General features: G+C 59.2%; 14 protein-coding genes. 12 read left to right on the top strand and 2 right to left on the bottom strand.

Annotated elements, in window-relative coordinates; genetic code table 11:
• Positions 1 to 4: 4 nt before the first annotated feature.
• Genes VM99_27185 through VM99_27160 form a run of 6 tightly spaced genes read left to right on the top strand, consistent with a single transcriptional unit; the run spans position 5 to position 8788 of the window.
• Positions 5 to 1480 (top strand): type VI secretion protein, encoded by a 1476-nt coding sequence (locus tag VM99_27185; protein ID AKK01531.1) that lies wholly within the window; start codon positions 5 to 7, stop codon positions 1478 to 1480.
• Between the two features lie 9 nt (positions 1481 to 1489).
• Entirely contained in the window at positions 1490 to 1900 is a 411-nt protein-coding gene (locus VM99_27180) for a type VI secretion protein (GenBank protein AKK01530.1), read from the top strand.
• A gap of 6 nt (positions 1901 to 1906) precedes the next feature.
• Entirely contained in the window at positions 1907 to 3694 is a 1788-nt protein-coding gene (locus VM99_27175; protein ID AKK01529.1) for a type VI secretion protein, read from the top strand.
• The gene (locus VM99_27170) at positions 3658 to 4662 is read left to right on the top strand and encodes a type VI secretion protein (protein AKK01528.1); all 1005 of its coding nucleotides are present in this window, start codon (positions 3658 to 3660) and stop codon (positions 4660 to 4662) included. The genes VM99_27175 and VM99_27170 overlap by 37 nt, the downstream gene beginning before the upstream one ends.
• Before the next feature lie 12 nt (positions 4663 to 4674).
• Positions 4675 to 7260, top strand: a complete 2586-nt coding sequence (locus tag VM99_27165) for an ATPase AAA (GenBank protein ID AKK01890.1) — start codon at positions 4675 to 4677, stop codon at positions 7258 to 7260.
• 10 nt (positions 7261 to 7270) lie between these two features.
• Positions 7271 to 8788 (top strand): Fis family transcriptional regulator, encoded by a 1518-nt coding sequence (locus VM99_27160; protein AKK01527.1) that lies wholly within the window; start codon positions 7271 to 7273, stop codon positions 8786 to 8788.
• 213 nt (positions 8789 to 9001) lie between these two features.
• Here VM99_27160 and VM99_27155 read toward each other — a convergent pair whose 3' ends face one another.
• Positions 9002 to 9778: a hypothetical protein gene (locus tag VM99_27155; protein AKK01526.1), complete on the bottom strand. Its 777-nt coding sequence runs from the start codon at positions 9776 to 9778 to the stop codon at positions 9002 to 9004.
• An 11-nt stretch (positions 9779 to 9789) separates the two neighbouring features.
• On the opposite strand from VM99_27155, the gene VM99_27150 reads away from it, so the two are divergent.
• Genes VM99_27150 through VM99_27125 form a run of 6 tightly spaced genes read left to right on the top strand, consistent with a single transcriptional unit; the run spans position 9790 to position 17631 of the window.
• Positions 9790 to 10284, top strand: a complete 495-nt coding sequence (locus tag VM99_27150) for a type VI secretion protein (protein AKK01889.1) — start codon at positions 9790 to 9792, stop codon at positions 10282 to 10284.
• Entirely contained in the window at positions 10281 to 11612 is a 1332-nt protein-coding gene (locus VM99_27145) for a type VI secretion protein (GenBank protein AKK01525.1), read from the top strand. The genes VM99_27150 and VM99_27145 overlap by 4 nt, the downstream gene beginning before the upstream one ends.
• Before the next feature lie 5 nt (positions 11613 to 11617).
• Complete coding sequence (locus VM99_27140; protein ID AKK01524.1) at positions 11618 to 12481, top strand: membrane protein; 864 nt, start codon at positions 11618 to 11620, stop codon at positions 12479 to 12481.
• 13 nt (positions 12482 to 12494) lie between these two features.
• Complete coding sequence (locus VM99_27135; GenBank protein AKK01523.1) at positions 12495 to 15977, top strand: type VI secretion protein VasK; 3483 nt, start codon at positions 12495 to 12497, stop codon at positions 15975 to 15977.
• Complete coding sequence (locus VM99_27130; protein AKK01522.1) at positions 15977 to 16702, top strand: protein phosphatase; 726 nt, start codon at positions 15977 to 15979, stop codon at positions 16700 to 16702. The genes VM99_27135 and VM99_27130 overlap by 1 nt, the downstream gene beginning before the upstream one ends.
• Entirely contained in the window at positions 16699 to 17631 is a 933-nt protein-coding gene (locus tag VM99_27125; protein AKK01521.1) for a serine/threonine protein kinase, read from the top strand. The genes VM99_27130 and VM99_27125 overlap by 4 nt, the downstream gene beginning before the upstream one ends.
• A gap of 58 nt (positions 17632 to 17689) precedes the next feature.
• On the opposite strand, the gene VM99_27120 is transcribed toward VM99_27125, so the two are convergent.
• Positions 17690 to 18589 (bottom strand): aldose epimerase, encoded by a 900-nt coding sequence (locus VM99_27120; GenBank protein ID AKK01520.1) that lies wholly within the window; start codon positions 18587 to 18589, stop codon positions 17690 to 17692.
• Positions 18590 to 18591 lie beyond the last annotated feature (2 nt).

The following is an 18591-nucleotide window of genomic DNA, read 5'->3' as shown; positions in this document are numbered from 1 at the left end:
CCCCATGAGCAGCAGCGTAGCGCAGCAGAAAAACAATGAAGCAGTCGAGTACAGCCTTCTCGACAGCATCATCGCTCAAACCAGTCTTTCTCCGGACGACGAGGCCTACGACATCGCCAAGCGCGGCGTCTCTGCATTCATCGAGGAATTGCTCAAACCGCAGAACAGCGGTGAACCGGTCAAGAAAGCCATGGTTGACCGCATGATCGCCGAGATCGATGCCAAGCTCAGTCGTCAGATGGATGAGATTCTGCACGACCCGGAGTTCCAGGCCTTGGAGTCCTCTTGGCGCGGTTTGCAGTTGCTGGTGGATCGGACCAATTTCCGCGAAAACATCAAGGTTGAAATGCTTAATGTCTCCAAGAGTGATCTGTTGGACGACTTTGAAGACTCGCCAGAGGTCATGCAATCGGGCTTGTACAAACATATCTACACCGCAGAGTACGGTCAGTTCGGCGGGCAACCAGTAGGGGCGATCATTGCCAACTACTTCATGTCGCCAAGTTCGCCGGATGTGAAGCTCATGCAGTATGTATCCAGCGTTGCGTGCATGGCCCACGCGCCATTCATCGCCGCTGCCGGTCCTAAATTCTTTGGCCTGGAAAGCTTCGCCGGCCTACCGGACCTCAAGGACCTGAAAGATCACTTCGAGGGCCCGCAATTTGCCAAATGGCAAAGTTTTCGTCAGTCGGAAGATGCGCGCTACGTTGGATTGACGGTGCCACGCTTCTTATTGCGGACTCCTTATGATCCAGAGGAGAACCCGGTCAAGTCGTTTGTGTACAAGGAGACCGTTGCCAATAGCCACGAGCACTATTTGTGGGGCAATACCGCGTATGCATTCGGCTCGCGTCTGACCGACAGCTTCGCCAAGTTTCGCTGGTGTCCCAACATCGTTGGCCCACAAAGCGGCGGCGTGGTTGAAGACCTGCCTTTGCATCATTTCGCAAGCATGGGTGAGATCGAAACCAAGATCCCGACCGAAGTCCTGGTGTCCGATCGCCGCGAATACGAGTTGGCCGAAGAGGGTTTCATTTCCCTCACCATGCGCAAGGGCAGCGATAACGCCGCGTTCTTCTCAGCCAATTCCGTTCAGAAACCTAAGCTCTTCGGCAACAGTGTCGAGGACAAGCAGGCTGAGCTGAACTACAAACTGGGCACCCAACTGCCTTACATGATGATCGTCAATCGCCTTGCTCATTACCTGAAGGTTTTGCAGCGGGAGCAGTTGGGATCGTGGAAAGAGCGCATGGATCTGGAGCGTGAGCTCAACAACTGGATTCGCCAGTACGTGGCTGACCAGGAAAATCCAAGCGCCGAGGTCCGTGGTCGTCGTCCATTGCGTGCGGCAAAGATTGTTGTAAGCGATGTGGAAGGCGAACCAGGCTGGTATCGCGTTGGCTTGAATGTGCGCCCGCATTTCAAATACATGGGGGCCGATTTCACCCTGTCGCTGGTTGGCAAGCTGGACAAGGCGTAAGCACGGGTCATGGCCTATGGCAGCCTTTTCGAGCGCCTGGCCGGCGAAGCCCAGATGCGCAACGGTTTGAATGTCGAGGCTTGCATCATGGCATCCGTGGCCGCTCATCTGGCCAGGATGCTCAGCGTCCGCGCAGGCAGTGTGCGGACGCTATCCGATTACGGGCTGCCGGACCTCAATGACATGCGCTTGAGCCTGCATGATGCAAAAAGCCAGGCCCGCCGCGCGATCGAAGCCTTCGTTGAGGCTTACGAGCCTCGTCTCAGCAATGTTTGTGTCACTTCGATGCCGGGTCATCACGGCCAGCTGAGGTTGTCCTTCAGCATCGAGGGCTTGCTGGATGTTAAGGGTTTCAAGCGACAGGTTAGTTTTCTCGCGTGCCTGGATGGCGGCGGTCAGGTCAAGGTCAGACAAGGATAGCGATGCATGGCATTTAACCATTACTACCAGAGCGAGCTGACGGCGCTTCGTCAGCTGGGTCGACGTTTTGCCGATCGAAACCCGGCGCTGGCTCCTTTTCTGGGGCAGGCTGGACGGGATCCGGATGTCGAGCGCCTGCTGGAGGGATTTGCTTTTTTGACCGGGCGACTGCGCGAGAAGCTCGATGACCAGTTGCCGGAGCTGAGCCATTCGTTGATGCAGCTGCTGTGGCCTAACTATATGAGGCCATTGCCGGCCTTCAGTATTCTGCAATTTGATTCATTGTCGCGTTCCGGACCCGCACTGCGGGTAGAGCGCGATACACCGGTTGAAAGCAAGCCGATCCAAGGTGTGCGATGCCATTTCCGGACGTGCTATCCAACCGATGTCCTGGCCCTGGACCTGACCCGTTTGAGTTACTCGGTGAAGGGTACCGGCTCGCTGCTGAGCCTGCGCTTGGAGATGCCTTGCGACGGCCACTTGGGTGAAGTGCAGTTGAGCCGTTTGCGCCTGCACTTCACGGGCGAGCGGTATATCAGCCAGATGCTCTATCTCAGCCTGGTACGTAATCTTGAAGGCATTGAGCTGGTCCCATTGAACGGTGCCGGCGAGCCATTCAGCGCCGTGGATGGCAATCCGATGACGTTCAGGATTCCGGCTGAGCGTGTCCAGCCGGTGGGATTTGCGGAGGAGGAAGCGTTGATCCCGTATCCGCTGAACACCTTCCGCGGCTATCGCTACCTGCAGGAGTATTTCGCGTTCCAGGACAAGTTTTTGTTCGTCGACGTGATTGGCCTGGACGTGATCAGCACGTTGCCAGTGGACCGTCTGAAACAGGTGCGCGGTTTGGACCTGCGCTTTGATATCCGCAAAAGCGGCATCGAGCGCATGCGCCCGACGCTGGACAACGTGAAGCTTTACTGCACGCCAATCGTCAATCTGTTCAAGCATGACGCTCAGCCGATCCGCCTGGATGGCAAACAAGACGAGTATCCGTTGCTGCCGGCCGGTTATGACCTGGAGCACTGCTCGGTCTATTCAGTCGACAGCGTCATTGGCTGGCGGCCTGGTGGCCTGGGGTATCAGTCCTATGTGCCGTTCGAGTCGTTTGAGCATGATTCAAGTTTCGACGTCCCCACTGGCCGTCCGTATTACAGCGTTCGCCAGCGCCCCTCGTTGTTGAACAGCGGCCTCGATACCTGCCTGGCCTTTGGTATTCAACCAGCCCAGACCTATGAAACGCTGTCGATCGAACTGACGTGCACCAACCAGGACCTGCCACGCCAGCTCAAGCCCGGCGATATCGATCAACCCGGTGAGAGAACGCCGGAGTCTCTCAGTTTCCGCAATATCGGCCCGGTTACACCCAGCTTCGCGCCGCCACTGAACCGCGATTACCTGTGGAAGCTGATCAGCAACATGTCGCTCAACTACCTGTCGCTGGCGGACGTCAATGCGCTCAAGGTAATCCTCGAAAGCTACGATTTTCCGCGTTACTACGACGAGCAAACCGAGAAGGTCAGCAAGCGTCTGTTGGGCGGTCTCAAATCGATCAGGCACCTGCATGTCGATCGGCTGCATCGGGGGCTGCCGGTTCGGGGTGTACGTACCGAACTGACCGTCGACCCACAAGGTTACATCGGTGAAGGCGACCTATTTGTCTTCACTTCGGTTCTCAACGAGTTTTTTGCGCTCTATGCCAGCCTCAATTCGTATCACGAACTGCGGGTGAACAGCACACAGGGAGAGGTGTATCAATGGTCACCCCGCATGGGCCAACAGCCGCTTCTATGAACGTGCTGACACGAGGAATACGCGAGTACTCGCTGTTCCAAGCCGTGTTACTGGTCCTGAATCGGCTGCGTGAGGCCCATCCGGGCCTGGATGATGAGGCGCTTTACGATCAATTGGAATTCCAAGCCAATCCAAGCCTGGGTTTCCCGGCCAGCGATATCGATCGCGTGGAGTTTTTCGAGGAGCAGGGGAAGGTGCGCGCACGTATGCGCTTGAACCTGCTCTGTCTGATAGGTGCAGGTTCGCCTCTACCGGCGTTCTACGGCGAGCAAGCTTTGGGTGAGGAAGGCGGAAATTCGACTCGCCAGTTCCTCGACATATTCCACCATCGTCTTCAGCGACTGATGCTGCCGATCTGGCGCAAATACCGGTATTGCACAAGCTTTCAGAGCGGAGCTCGAGACCCCTTCTCCGAGCAGTTGTTTGCCTTGATCGGACTGGGTGGCGAAGAAATCCGCAAGGCCAGCCAACTGAACTGGAAGCGCCTGCTGCCGTACCTGGGCTTGTTGAGCCTGCGTGCTCACTCGGCGGCGCTGATCGAGGCGGTGCTGCGTTACTACTTCAAACACGCCGAGCTGGTTCTGGAGCAGTGCATCGAGCGTCGGGTGGAGATTCTCGACGAGCAGCGCAATCGGCTGGGGAGTGCCAATAGCCTGTTGAGCAACGACTTGGTGCTCGGTCAGCGGGTGCGCGACCGAGGCGGCAAATTTCGTATTCATATCTGTGAGCTGGATTGGCAACGCTTCCACGAATTCCTGCCCATTGGCCTCGGTTATCGACCGCTGTGCTCGTTGGTGCGATTCACGCTGCGCGATCCCCTCGAGTACGACATCCGCCTGGTCCTGCGTCAGCAGGAAATACGAGCCCTGTGCATTGGAGAACTGAACAGTTGTCGCCTGGGATGGACCAGTTGGCTGGGGCATGAGCGCGCGGACGGCGTGGTGATCCTAGGCAGTAAAACTCATTAGGAAATGGATGACATGATCAACGTAGATCTTCAGCGACTCATACAGGCATTGGATGCCGAAACCCGGGATGATCTGGAGCGTTCTGCCGAGCAGTGTGTGGCGCGTGGTGCCGATAAAGTCCTGGCGGAAGATCTGCTGCTGAGGTTGTTGGAGCGGCCCCGAGGCCTGCTCGAACGCGCATTACAAGATGCTCAGGTAAACGCCCAAGCGCTGTCTGCCACCTTGCAACCGCGGATGGAACATAGCGCGTCCTGTAATCCGGTGTTCGCGCCAGAGCTGGTGCAATGGTTGCAGGATGCGCTGTCGGTGGCGACGCTTGAACTTGAGCAAGAACTGATCGACCAGACGGCCTTGATCCTGGCATTGCTCCGTAACCCCGCTCGCTATACAGGCCGCTCCTGCAGCATTTTGTTGGCCCGGTTGAACACTGATCGGCTGAAGGATTTCGCCCTTTCACTGCCAATCCGGTCGCGCGACTGTCCGTCCATTCAAGCGGCAGGCTCCTTGCTGGAGCGCTTTACCCATAACCTGACCCGGCAGGCCCGTGAGGGTGGCCTTGACCCGGTGCTGTGTCGGGACGGCGAGATTAGGCAGATGATCGACATTCTCGTGCGACGGCGCAAAAACAATCCAATCGTGGTGGGAGATGCGGGCGTCGGCAAGACAGCCATTGTCGAAGGTCTGGCGCTGCGTATTGCAGCCGGAGAAGTGCCATCCGTACTGGAAGATGTTGAAGTGCTTTCGCTGGATATGGGGTTGCTACAGGCCGGCGCCAGTATAAAAGGCGAGTTCGAGCGACGCCTCAGGGGCGTGATCGACGAGATCAGGACATCATCCGGCTCCATCATCCTGTTCATCGACGAGGCCCACACCTTGATCGGTGCCGGTAGCAATGCTGGTGGCTCGGATGCAGCCAATTTGCTCAAGCCCGCCTTGGCCAGGGGGGAGCTGCGTACTATCGCGGCTACCACGTGGGTCGAGTACAAAAAATACTTTGAAAAAGACCCGGCACTGACCCGTCGCTTTCAACCAGTGCAACTGCATGAGCCGACAGTCAGTCAAGCGGTGACCATTCTGCGCGGTCTCGCCCCGGCCTATGAGAGCAGCCACGGTATCTACCTGCGCGATGATGCGGTGGTCGCGGCGGCTCAATGGTCGGCCCGTTACCTGACCGGACGCCAACTACCCGATAAAGCCGTCGATGTGCTCGATACCGCTTGCGCTCGCGTGCGTATCAGCTTGGCCAGCGCACCGCAAAACCTTGAGCGGTTACGCAGCGAACTGGCCGAAGGTGAGCGTCAGCGCCAGGCGCTGCGTCGCGACGCCGAAGCCGGCCTCTCGATCGATGCTCAGGTCTTGGAGGCACTGGAGGCGCGCCTGGATACCGTCGAAACCGAGTGCCAGGCGCTGGAAACTCAGTGGACCGAGCAACGCATCCTTGCGGAGCGTCTGCTGTCGCTGCGCCGCCAACTGATCGGTGCGCGGGAAACCGTGGCTGATCAAGCCCTGAGCATCGAGACTCTGGAGTCGGCATTGCGCGAAACCCGCGACACCCTGGTGGCTGCACAAGCCCGGGAACGTCTGGTCAGCTACGAGGTTTGCCCGCGTCTGGTGGCTGAAGTCATCAGTGCGTGGACCGGCATTCCCCTGGCGCAGTTGGCGCAAGAGCATGATGTAAACATCGCCAGTTTTGCGACTGACCTGCGAGCTCGCATACGGGGTCAGGAGCAGGCCGTTCAGGCGCTTGACCGCGTAGTCCGCGCCGCCGCTGCCGGCCTGAACAAACCCGACGCTCCGGTGGGCGTGTTCCTGTTGGTGGGGCCGAGCGGCGTCGGCAAGACAGAGACGGCCCATGCGCTGGCCGACCTGTTGTATGGCGGTGATCGTTTTCTAACCACTTTCAACATGACCGAGTTCCAGGAAAAGCACACGGTTTCCCGACTGATCGGTGCGCCACCCGGCTATGTCGGTTTTGGCGAGGGTGGAATGCTGACGGAAGCCGTGCGGCAAAAGCCCTATTCAGTGGTGTTGTTGGATGAAGTCGAGAAGGCCGACTCGGATGTGATGAACCTGTTTTACCAGATCTTCGACAAAGGCCTGGCCAACGACGGCGAGGGTCGAGAGATTGATTTTCGCAACACGCTGATCCTGATGACGTCGAACCTGGGCAGTGAGCGGATCACTGAACTGTGCGAGAGCGGCGCGCCGCCGAGCACAGAACGCCTCGAGGCGTGCATTCGCCCAATCCTCAGTAAACATTTCAAACCTGCACTGTTGGCACGCATGTGTGTCGTTCCCTATTACCCGGTTGGCGGATCAGTCCTGCGTGAGTTGGTGGAGCTTAAACTCGATCGCTTGGGCGAGCGGCTGCGTCGTCGTCAGTTGGGCTTCAGCTATTGCGCGCGTCTCGTGGATCACCTGGTAGGGCACTGCACTCGCAGCGACAGTGGCGCGCGGCTAATTGACCGTTTGCTCGATCTGCACTTGATGCCGCTGGTGGCCGATCGGCTGCTTGTTTCCAAGGCGGCCGAGGAACCCCTGCGGCACGTTCACGCGATGCTCAACAGCGAAGCCAACGTAGCGTGTGAGTTCACTTGAGGTGAGTGTCATGTTCGAGAGTGTTCCGCAACCGCTTGCCTATGCCCAGGCGCTTCTACTGCAGTTTTCCAGTCTTTCGCGCCTGGAGGACGAGGCTGTGCTGGTGGGGCATTTCATCCAAGGTGCTGCTCGACTCAGCGGGTGTGAACTGGCCCAGTTGTACTTGCTCGATGCAGCCCGTGGTCATTTGGGGTTGAACGCCGAATGCCTGGAAGGGCATCTGCGGAGCCGTGATCAGACAAATCTTCCCAGCGACTACAACCACGAGCCACTTTTGCAATTTGTGCTGCGCCAGAACCGTGTCGTATGCCTCGATGCGTTAAGCGACAGCCTCCATGAAACCGGATTTCTGCCAGGCCGGGCTACGCCGTGGCAATCGATGCTCTGCATCCCTCTCGTCAACTCCCGAGGGACCGCTGATGGTGTATTGCTGTGTGCCAGTGAAAACCACCTCGACCTCCATGGGTTTGCCGAGTCCCTGGGGCATCTTGGAACGTTTGCGCTGGGCCAACTCCGCCTGTTGCAACGCCTGCGTCGTTCCGTCGGCGAACTCCAATCCATCAATCGAAACCTGCCGAGCGCCAATGACTACGGCCTGATCGGCAAGAGTGCCGCGATGCGCAAGACCTGTTCGATGATCAGTAAGGTCGTGCACAGTCCTTTTACCATCCTGCTGCGGGGTGAGACCGGTACTGGCAAGGAGGTAGTGGCCCGCGCCATTCATGACGCCAGTCAGCGTCGGGCCAAGGCACTCGTTGTGCAGAACTGCGCAGCGGTGCCCGAAAACCTGCTGGAAAGTGAGCTTTTCGGCTATCGCAAGGGGGCTTTTACCGGAGCTGATCGGGACCGTGTCGGGCTGTTCGATGCCGCCAACGGAGGCACGTTGTTACTCGATGAGATCGGCGACATGCCATTGTCCCTCCAGGCGAAACTGCTGCGAGTGCTGCAGGAAGGTGAGATCCGTCCACTGGGGTCCAATGAAACTCACAGCGTCGACGTACGGATCATTGCAGCTACCCATCGCGACCTGAAGCAGTTGATGAAGGAGGGCAAGTTTCGCGAGGACCTGTACTACCGCCTGGCCCAGTTTCCGATCCAGTTGCCCTCATTGCGCCAGCGTGATGGGGACATTATCGAGCTGGCGCGACACTTTGCCGACAAGGCTTGTGCACTTTTGCAGCGCGATCCGGTGAGCTGGTCGGATGCGGCGCTTGACCATCTGAGCGCCTACGGTTTCCCGGGAAACGTACGCGAACTCAAAAGTATCGTGGAAAGGGCTGTGCTGTTGTGCGAGGGCCACGAGCTGCTTGTCGAGCATTTCGGGTTGCGCATCGAGAGCCCGGTGGAGCGCGGTCGTGTAAGTCTGCGAGAGCGGATGATGCAGATCGAGCGAAATCTTTTGATCGATGGTTTGCGCGAATTTGGCGGCAACAAGGCTCGTACCGCCCGTGAACTGGGCCTTCCACTGCGCACTCTGCTTTACCGTCTCGAGCGCCTGAACATTCAGCGCGGTGATTTCGATGACTGATCCTTTCCTTGTCTCGACGTATCCATTGCCGCGTCACCCATTAGCCCTGGAGCCATTTCCATGCGTGTCTTTTCCTGGTCCGCATTTGCTTTGTCCTGCGTCATGTCCTGCAGCCTTGTCGGGTGCAACAGCAATTACACATTCAACGACAGCGTTTATCGCCCTCTGGGTGATCCACAAGCGCTCAACCGCGGCAAATGAGCCGAGGAGCTTCTATAGATGGAACTTGTTCTCGAGATGCTGAACCCCGGCCGACCTGGCGCCGTACGGCATCGCCGGAAAGCTTTCGGGCCGGCTGGAGGTGTCATAGGCCGAGGTGAGGACTGCGACTGGATCATCCCTGACTGCCAGCGCGTGGTGTCCAAGCAGCACGCATTGGTGAGCTTTCGTGAAGGTACGTTTTGCCTGACCGATCTCAGCGCCAACGGTACGATCGACCGCGAGAGTGGCCTGCCCCTGCCCAAAGGCAAGCCGGTGCGGATAAAGGACGCTAATACCTACATCATGGGGGATTTCCAGATCCGGGTGCGGCAGGTCTGCGGACTCACTCGTAGCATTGCCGAACCAGGCCACCTGGCGTCGGGCGATCGGCTGATCCCGGATGACGCGTTTCTGGATCTGGACCCACTTAAAGCTCTCGATCAACAGGAGCGTACCTCCCTGGACATCGATGAGCTGATAAATCCTGTTGCACGAACGCGCAGCAGATTCGGGAGCTTGAACCCCGCTCGTCTCGATGTAGAAAACCTGTTGTTGCCGGAACTGGTCGAGGCTCCGGCCGATATTGAGTTCAAGCGCCATCCGCCAAGCGACTATCCGGATGACAGTTTCTGGGGACGCTTCGGCCACGCGTTGGGCATGGACCTCAATGACCTGGATAAGGCAGCCCGTGAATCCCTGGCGATCACAGCTGCGCAATGGTTCCAGCGAACTGCCCAGGCCTATGAAGAGCAAGCTCGCCTGATTTCCTCCCCGCCTATCGATCGCCACGGATGACGACCATGCCCCGTTTCACGATGTTCTTCTGCAGGACGCTTACAGCTTTTGTCGTAACGCTTTTGTTGAGCGGTTGCGCCGTCTGGTCGCCATTCTCGACGATGACCAAACTCAATCTCACACTGGCCGCCAGCGACCAGCTCAATCCCGACCTCAATGGGCGGCCGTCGCCAGTGGTGGTTCGGTTGTTTGAACTGAGGCAGCCGGTTGCGTTTGAGAACGCAGACTTCTTCAGCCTCTATGAGCGCGCGAGGGAAACGCTGTCGCCCGATCTGGTGGCCAGTGAAGAATTGGAGTTGCGCCCGGGCGACAGCGTCGAGCTCAGGTTGGGTCTTACCGGCGATGGTCGTTACGTTGGCCTGCTCGCGGCGTACCGAGACCTGCCGCACGCGCGATGGCGCTACACATTACCGGTTGCGCCGGCGCAGTTGACCGAGGCGAGCCTGATCCTCGCTCAAGACGGGATTACCAACCCTCTGGCCAAGGTGGATGACCAATGAATCACGATAAGGTCGTCTGGCAGGAAGGCATGCTCCTGCGCCCGCAACACCTGCAGCATAACGATCGTTACTTCGATCACCAGTTGAAGGTCCGCACTCGGTTGTTGAGCCGTTATGCGTGGGGATTCCTGGGGCTGGAAATCGATCTGCAGTTTCTTAACATGGGCCAACTGGTGGTCAGCCAGGCCAGCGGGATCCTGCCGGATGGCAGTCTGTTCGAGCTGGGTGGTCACGCCGAACCGCTGGTCTTGGAAGTCCCTTCCAATACCCGCAATACACCCATCTACCTCGCTTTGCCCTTGGTGACCGGTAATCACATCGAGTCCCGTCGTCCGGAACAGTCCGACGTACTGGCGCGCTACACCGTCTACGATGCACAGGTGGCTGACTCCAATGCCGGAGAAACCGGCGCAAGCCAGATCAGCTGTGGTCGTCCGGACCTGCGTCTGCTGTTGGGAGAGCAACAGAGCGATGACGCGTTCGTGAAGCTCAAGCTGTGTGAGGTACTCGACACCACGGCCGATGGCGTTATCAGGCTCGATCCGGACTTCGTGCCGACCTTCATCCTGGCTGCTTCATCGCCCTATCTGCTGTCTTGCCTCAAGGAAGTCCTCGGCATGCTCGCCCATCGGGGCGATAGCCTCGCCGAGCGAATCGGCGCCCATGGCAAGGCGGGTGGCGCCCAGGTGGGTGATTTCATGATGTTGCAACTGATCAACCGCAGCGAACTGTTGCTACGTCATTATCTGGACCTGGAGCATATGCATCCGGAAACGCTGTATCGAACGTTGCTGGCGCTGTTGGGCGAACTGGCGACATTCTCCGGTGACAGTAAACGCCCCTCGTTCAACAACCGTTATCAGCACAGTAACCAAGGCATGTGTTTTCGCCACTTGATGCAGGCGATTCGTCAGGCGTTGTCGATGGTGCTCGAGCAGCATGCAATCGAGTTGCAAATGCAGGCGCGTCAATACGGCATCATCGTTTCGCCGGTGAAGGATCTTTCGCTTCTGGACTCCGCCTCGTTTGTGCTGGCGGCAAGTGCCAACTGTGACAGTGATGAGCTGCGTCATCGACTGCCGTCGCACCTCAAGATCGGTTCGGTGGAACGCATCCGCCAGTTGGTCAACCTGCATCTGCCAGGCATCAGGATCAGACCTCTACCGGTAGCGCCGCGACAGATCGCATTTCATGCCAACAAAACCTATTTCATTCTCGAACCGGGCACCGAAGACCTGGCTCAGTTGAGGCGCTCAGCAGGCTTTGCATTCCATGTTTCTGGTGATTTTTCCGAACTTGAACTGAATTTTTGGGCCATCAGGAATTGAACGACATGGAGAAGGAAAATCCTCAAGACGAAGCGACAGTCTTGCTCGACCATCATGGGCAGCGCCCTGCTTCGGGCCCCTTGACCGATGCTGTCGCGTCGCCGCGCATGGAGCACCTGCAGGAACGAATGATCTATGCGGCGCAATTGCCGCCGTCCCAGGTATTCAATGCCAGTCTCAACCCGTTGGTGGCAGCGGCCTCCGAATTGTTATCGCAAGTGGTGCAGCTCAAGTACGGTCAGGAACGTGGGGACCTGCTGGCACTCAAGCGCGAGTTGTGCCTGGACCTGGAGCGGTTCGAGGCCCGAGCCTTAAAGGCGGATGTCGAGAGCACGCAGTTGATCGCTGCACGCTATGTACTCTGTACCGTGATTGACGAGGCGGTCGTCACCACGCCCTGGGGGCAGGGGAGCGACTGGTCGAAGCTGAGTCTGCTCAGCACGTTCCACAATGAAACCTTCGGTGGCGAAAAAGTCTTCCAGTTGATTGATCGATTGTCGAAGAACCCCGTCAAGCACCTGCCGATGCTTGAGTTGATGTATCTGTGCCTGTCCCTGGGTTTTGAAGGCAAATACCGGGTTCAAGCTCGCGGGGTGCTTGAGCTCGAAGGCCTGCGCGATGCCTTGTACCGGCTGATTCGCCAGGTACGCGGCGACGCCCCGCGCGAACTGTCACCTCACTGGGAAGGCGCAGGTGGCATGCGTCGCCGTCCAATGCGCATTGTCCCGGTCTGGGCGGTGGCGGCCTTTACGGTGTTGTGCCTGGGCGTGATGTATTCGAGCTTCGCCTGGGTACTGGCCGAGCAACGCCAAAGCGTGCTGCAACCTTACCAACTGCTGGAACCGGTTACCGCCAAGCGGCTGCCTTGAACAGGGATGTGTCATGAAATTGCTTTACAGAAAAATCGATACCTGGGTTCGTCAAACCTGGGCCTGGTCGCTGCTGCTGGTGCTTTGTGCGTCGCTGCTGGTGTGGTTTGTCGGCCCACTGCTGGCAATCAATGACTACAAGTTCTGGGCAAGCCCTGTCGCCAGGCTGCTGAGTGTCAGTGTACTTACACTGGGGTGGGGCCTGGGTATGGTCTTCGCTAATGGGCGTGTCGGTTCGCCCGCGACGGTTCAGGAAAGCAACACTGATCAGTCACGTGGCTCGCATCGCACAAGGCTCGATAACGAGCGGCGCGAAGTGCGCTCGCGCTTCAGTAAGGCGCTAAGAACGCTAAAGTCCGCAGGTTTTTATCCTGGCCAGGGTCAACGCTGGCGCAACGATCTGCCGTGGTACTTGCTGGTAGGTCCGCCCGCCAGCGGCAAGACCAGCCTGCTGGAAGGCTCGGGCCTGGAGTTTCTCGACCGAGGTGAGCGTGCGCCGCCCAGCGATACGTCGGGTACTCGATATTGCGAGTGGTATTTCACTGAACACGCGGTCTTGGTCGACACAGCCGGGCGCTTTCTCACCCAAAGCAACGGCGATGTCGACAGCAGCGCGTGGACCGTGCTGCTTGAGTTACTGAAAAAACGTCGCCGGAGTCGGCCATTGAGCGGTGTGCTCTTGATGGTTCCGACCGAACTTTTGCTGCTGGACGGCGAGGGGGAGGTAACCGCTCTGGCTCGACAGATCCAGGGCCGGTTACAGGAACTCAGGCGACGGCTGCACGTCGATGTACCGGTGTATCTGGTCCTGAGCAAAGCGGACTGTGTGCCTGGTTTCAATGAGTTTTTCGATTCGCTGGCTCGCGAAGAGCGCGACCAGGTGCTTGGAGCCAGTTTCAGTCGAGATCACCATGCAATCGACGTGACCGAGTTGCGCGACAACTTCGAAGCGTTGCTGCAGCGGCTCAACAGCCAGGTCCTCCTGCGCATGCATCAGGAGCGCGATACCCGGCGTCGTAGCTGCATTCTTGATTTCCCGCACCAACTTGAGCAACTCGGCGGCAATCTTTGCTTGCTGGTCGAGCAGGCATTCACCGGAAGTAATCGTTGCCTGCGTGGCTTCTATCTAACCTGCGCCCCACGCCCCAGCTTGGCCATGAAACCGGACGTTGGGCAGGGAAATTCTGGCGCTTGGGCCAGCAACGCCCCGTCTGGCGATTCGCCTCGATTCATCCGTCACCTGGTCACTCGGGTGATCTTTCCAGAGGCCGATCGGGTCGACCTCGATCAGCGTGAGCGCCGCCTTATCAACTGGGGGCAGCGGACTTCGTACCTTGCCGGATTGATGGTCCTTGGCGTATTTGGGGTGTTGTGGGCGAACGGTTTTTCGACCAATCACGAACGCCTGGAAAGCTTGCGCGCATTGGCGCAGCGCTGGGATCAGCAGCAATCGACTGCTGTGACAGACGATGACTGGGTCGCGATGCTTCGATCACTTGATACCCGTTTCGAAGCCACCCAGGTTTTTCCACCCTTAACGGCAGTGCCCTTGTATGAACGCATTGGTTTGTACCAGGGTAAAGCCAGCAATCAAGCGGTGACCGACGCGTATGTGCGGGAATTGCAGGCTCAACTGCTGCCCAGGGTCGCATTGCGATTGGAAGAGCATATCCGTGACTACCGTCATGATCGCGAGCAATTGTTCAACAGCTTGCGTGCATACCTCATGCTGAATCTGCGCGAGCGTCGTGACACCGAGTGGCTCAAGGACCGGTTGGGCAAGGATTGGTCTCTTCGCTACGCTGGCGACACTGTGCTTCAAGAGGGCTTGAATAGTCATTTTGCGCGTTTATTGGAGCAGCCCTTCTCCCTTGCGCTGGACGAGTCGCTGGTGGCACAGGCAAGGGAAGTCCTGCGCAGTGAATCCCTGGCCGTTGTCGTGTACAGGATGTTGCATGAACAGGCCAGCCATCTACCGCACTATCGGCTCAGCCATCATCTGGGTTCACAGGGCGCGTTGTTGGTCGGCACCGATCATGTGATTCCTGGCTTCTACACCCGACAGGGTTTTGAGCGGTACTTTTCGACTCAAGGGACGGTCCTGGTCACTGAACTCTTGCGAGATAACTGGGTGCTGGGTGATGGCGAAAGTCTCAGCCACATGGACATGCGTCGCCTGATGGCCGAGCTGGAACAACTGTATTTTCGCGACTATGCCGACCGCTGGAGTGAGGCGATCGGTCGAGTGACCTTGCAGCCGATGACCGGCACTGGGACAGGAGCCGAGCAACTCGCAGGGCTGGCTTCGGCGCATTCGCCCATTTTGCAGTTGCTGGTGCAGGTGCGCGAAAACACACGAATCCAGTTGGGGGCCGAACGAGTAGTCGCTGTGGCGCAAACGGCAGGGGAAGGCGGCTCTGTTGAAAAACTCGCTGTGGCAGTGGGGAAAGCCGCTGATTCCCTGACCGAAAAGCTACCGGACACTGCACGAAAATCCTTGCAACGACGTTTCGAACCACTGCATCGGCTGCTGGACGCGGACAACGGCCCGACTGCTGATCTGAACCAGGCCTTGCGGGCTCTCGATGACCTGCAGTTGCAGTTGGCGAGCCTGGCCCGAGCCGGTGCGCCGGAGCACGCCGCATTCGAGTTGGCTCGAGGCCGCATGGGAGGGCACCGTGATGCATTGAGTCACTTGCGCAGTGCGTCAGTTCGGCTGCCGCGTCCGGTCAGTGCCTGGTTCAACGGGCTGGCCGAGGACAGTTGGCGCTTGGTACTCAGTGATTCGTACCGCTATCTGAACCAGCGCTATCAGAGCGAGCTGTACAGCTTTTACGGCAAGGCGATCGACAAACGGTACCCGTTCAACGCCCACAGCGTCAGTGACGTGGCACTCGATGATTTCCGGGAGTTTTTCAGGAGTGATGGCATTGTCGATCAATTCTTCGAACGCTACCTACGGCCTTTCGTCAGTGGGACTGCGGGGCACTACAGGCTGCGCAGCATCGATGGGCAAAGTTTGCCGATGTCCAGGGGCTTTCTCGACCAGATGACGACGACGGACACTATTCGCCGCAGCTTCTTCGCGCATAACCCGACTGAACCACAGGTGCAGTTCACACTTGAGCCCTACACCCTCGATCCTACGGTGAGCCGCTCTGAATTCAGCTTTGGCGGCAGGACGCTCGAGTACCGCCATGGTCCGATCCTGCCCCGGACGTTCACCTGGCCCAGCGACGAGCAGAACGGACGAACGGCTTTGGTGTTGGAAAAAATGGTCGGGCGAGGCGTGGGCATCGAAAAGAATACCGGCCCTTGGTCGCTGTTTCGCATGTTCGACCTGATGCCAACCGAATACCTGAGCGGGCGCGATGTGGCTGTGCTCAAGACCGATTTGGGCGGATTACGTGCCAACTACCTGCTGACAAGCCAGCGCACACCGAACCCCTTCGACATGGCTGCATTGCGGACATTTCGAATGCCGGTGCAACTCTGATGCAGACCGATGGCCCCTGGCGCAGTGCTGCGCGCACGGATACCGGTAAGGTCCGGACGCGTAATGAGGATGCCTTTCTAGAATGTCCGCAACAGGGGTTATGGGCCGTTGCCGACGGAATGGGCGGATACAGGGGCGGTGACATTGCCAGCCAGCTGATTGTTGCCCACCTGGCCGAGTTACCGATGCATCCAGACCTCTATGAACGCGCCAGTGCAGTGCGTCGGTGCTTGCGCTGGAGCAATCGGCGGCTTAGCCAGGAGCTGACCGTCACCGAGCGTCATCCCGGTATGATGGGCAGCACGGTGGTGGTGCTGCTATTGGAAGGCAACCATGGCATCTGCATCTGGGCCGGCGACAGCCGCTGCTACCTCTGGCGCGGCCGGCGGTTGTATCAGCTGTCCAAGGACCACTCCCTGCAACAGCAACTCATCGACACCCAACGCATCAGCCGCGCCGAGGCCTGTGCGCACCCCGCGGGCAAGGCACTGACCCGCGCGGTGGGCGCCGAGCAAGAATTGACGCTGGAGACGTTGGAACTGGCGGTGTATCCCGGTGATACGTTCTTGCTGTGCAGTGATGGCCTGTATCAAGGCCTTGGCGCAGAGGCCTTGGGCGGCGCGTTGGGGCTGGCTTCACCGTGTTCGGCAGTGGAGCGCTTGTTCGACGAGGTTCTGGGTGGCGCGGCGCGGGATAACCTTACGGCGGTGGTGATCCGGCGGTGAGTGTACAGAGCGGCCAGCACACCTATTTCGCCTTCGCCGATGCCCCGCTGGCGGTGGTCGCGACCGAACGCGACGCTAACCAAGCGCCGCTTGTCCTGGCCGGGCGTTTTCGTCTGGAGCGTTTACTGGGGGCGGGCGGCATGGGGCTCGTGTACCGCGCTCGGGATCTGCTGCACGAACAGTTCGGTGACCCCGCGCCCTACATCGCGCTAAAAATGCTCAGCGAGCCCTTCAACGCATCCCCCGACGCCAGTGCGCTGCTGTTCAGCGAGTTTGCCCTGAGCCGGCATTTGCACCACCCGAACGTGCTGCGCCCGTTCAGTTTTGAAGTGGATGCGACTCACCGGGAGGCGTTCATCACCATGGAGCTGATGCGCGGCCAGACCCTCGACCAGCTGCTTTGCGAGCGTCCGCAGGGCGTGCCCTGGCGCGAGTTACAAGCGATTGCCGTGCCGCTGCTCGATGCTTTGGCGTATGCCCACGGGCGGGGTGTACTGCACGGCGACGTGAAGCCCAGCAATGTCATGTTGGGTGAAGCACAGCTGCGTTTGTTCGATTTCGGTTTGGGCCAGGCACAGAGGGGGCCGTTGACGCGCTTGGCCAACCTTGACCGCAAACGCCTCAACGCCTGGACACCCGCCTATGCCGCGCCGGAACTGCTGGAGGGGGCGGCCCTGTCGCCGTCGGCCGACATCTATGGCGTGGCTTGTTTGTTGTACGAGCTGGCCAGCGGCAGCCACCCGTTTCGCCGCTTGCCGTCCACCCAGGCCCGCGCTGCTCGCCTGGAACGCCAACTCAAGGCACCGCGCAACCTTCCCGGGCGCTGCTGGCCGGCGCTGCGCTTGGCCTTGGCGTTCGATCCGGGCCGACGGGCTATCCGTGCGGCGCAATTGCGCGATGTTTTCAACAAGGGGAGGTTGTGGTGGTGAGGGGCGGCGTTGATCGCTTTCGCGAGCAGGCTCGCCCCCACAGGCGCAGGCGTGAGGATTAGAGCGGCTTGCTGCCGATGCTCACGCCCAGGGTATGGCTGGCGTCGGGCAGCAGCGTCACCACGTCATTCATGACATTCGCCGTTTCGATGCACAGCATGCGCTGCCAGCCGTCGTCGGCCATGTCGCTGAAGGCCTTGGCGCGTTCGGTCCAGGGGTTCCAGATGACCGCCGAGCGCGAGCCGCGGCTGGTCAGTTCGATCCGTCGTTGCCAGTGCGCATCGACGATGCTCAGTGTTGGCGGGGTATCGAGGTAGATGCGATCGGTTTCGCCGGCAAAGTGCAGGTCGCCGGCCTGGGTGACGGTTTTCCAGTCGTCCAGGGTTTCGATATAGCTCAGGCCGTCGACGCCTTGGACATGCACGTTGCGCACGTCGCTCACGGCAAAATAGCTGTGCAGCGCCTGGCTGAGGCTGACGGTTTCGCTGCCACGGTTGTGGCTGGTCAGGCTGATGTGCAACTGCTCGTCCATTTCGATGGTCAGCGTCAGGTCCACCTGGTGAGGCCAGCCCGGCAGGCCGTTCTCGGGGTAAGGCAGCACGAACTCCACCTTGAGGCGTTCGCCCTCGGCCTCGATGCCTTGCAGTTCCCAATCCATCGTCCGCACCAGGCCGTGGGCCGTGGCCGGGTCGTTGCTCACGCGCATGGCTTGCACGCTGTCGGGGTTGCGCGTCAGGTTGCCGAACCACGGCCAGCACACCGGCACGCCGGCGCGGATGCTCTTGCCGGCCTTGAACGTCGCCTGGTCGTTGAGCCAGATCAGCGGCGGCTGGCCGTCCACTTGATAGCTGAGGATATGCGCGCCTTGCTGGGCCACCAGCAACTCGGCCTGACCGTGGCGGATCCGCCAAGCGTTCAGTTCATCCAGTTTGACGGCTTCGACGTTGGGCGTGGACATGG

It is taken from the genome of Pseudomonas chlororaphis, assembly GCA_001023535.1.
Classification (GTDB): Bacteria; Pseudomonadota; Gammaproteobacteria; order Pseudomonadales; family Pseudomonadaceae; genus Aquipseudomonas; species Aquipseudomonas chlororaphis_E.
Note: the sequence above shows the minus strand (reverse complement) of the source record. Positions and strands in the feature narration are given on the sequence as shown.

Coding starts and splice junctions, on each gene's coding strand:
- VM99_27185 (AKK01531.1), top strand. CDS start 5: ATGAGCAGCAGCGTAGCGCAGCAGAAAAACAATGAAGCAGTCGAGTAC.
- VM99_27180 (AKK01530.1), top strand. CDS start 1,490: ATGGCCTATGGCAGCCTTTTCGAGCGCCTGGCCGGCGAAGCCCAGATG.
- VM99_27175 (AKK01529.1), top strand. CDS start 1,907: ATGGCATTTAACCATTACTACCAGAGCGAGCTGACGGCGCTTCGTCAG.
- VM99_27170 (AKK01528.1), top strand. CDS start 3,658: ATGGTCACCCCGCATGGGCCAACAGCCGCTTCTATGAACGTGCTGACA.
- VM99_27165 (AKK01890.1), top strand. CDS start 4,675: ATGATCAACGTAGATCTTCAGCGACTCATACAGGCATTGGATGCCGAA.
- VM99_27160 (AKK01527.1), top strand. CDS start 7,271: ATGTTCGAGAGTGTTCCGCAACCGCTTGCCTATGCCCAGGCGCTTCTA.
- VM99_27150 (AKK01889.1), top strand. CDS start 9,790: ATGCCCCGTTTCACGATGTTCTTCTGCAGGACGCTTACAGCTTTTGTC.
- VM99_27145 (AKK01525.1), top strand. CDS start 10,281: ATGAATCACGATAAGGTCGTCTGGCAGGAAGGCATGCTCCTGCGCCCG.
- VM99_27140 (AKK01524.1), top strand. CDS start 11,618: ATGGAGAAGGAAAATCCTCAAGACGAAGCGACAGTCTTGCTCGACCAT.
- VM99_27135 (AKK01523.1), top strand. CDS start 12,495: ATGAAATTGCTTTACAGAAAAATCGATACCTGGGTTCGTCAAACCTGG.
- VM99_27130 (AKK01522.1), top strand. CDS start 15,977: ATGCAGACCGATGGCCCCTGGCGCAGTGCTGCGCGCACGGATACCGGT.
- VM99_27120 (AKK01520.1), bottom strand. CDS start 18,589: ATGTCCACGCCCAACGTCGAAGCCGTCAAACTGGATGAACTGAACGCT.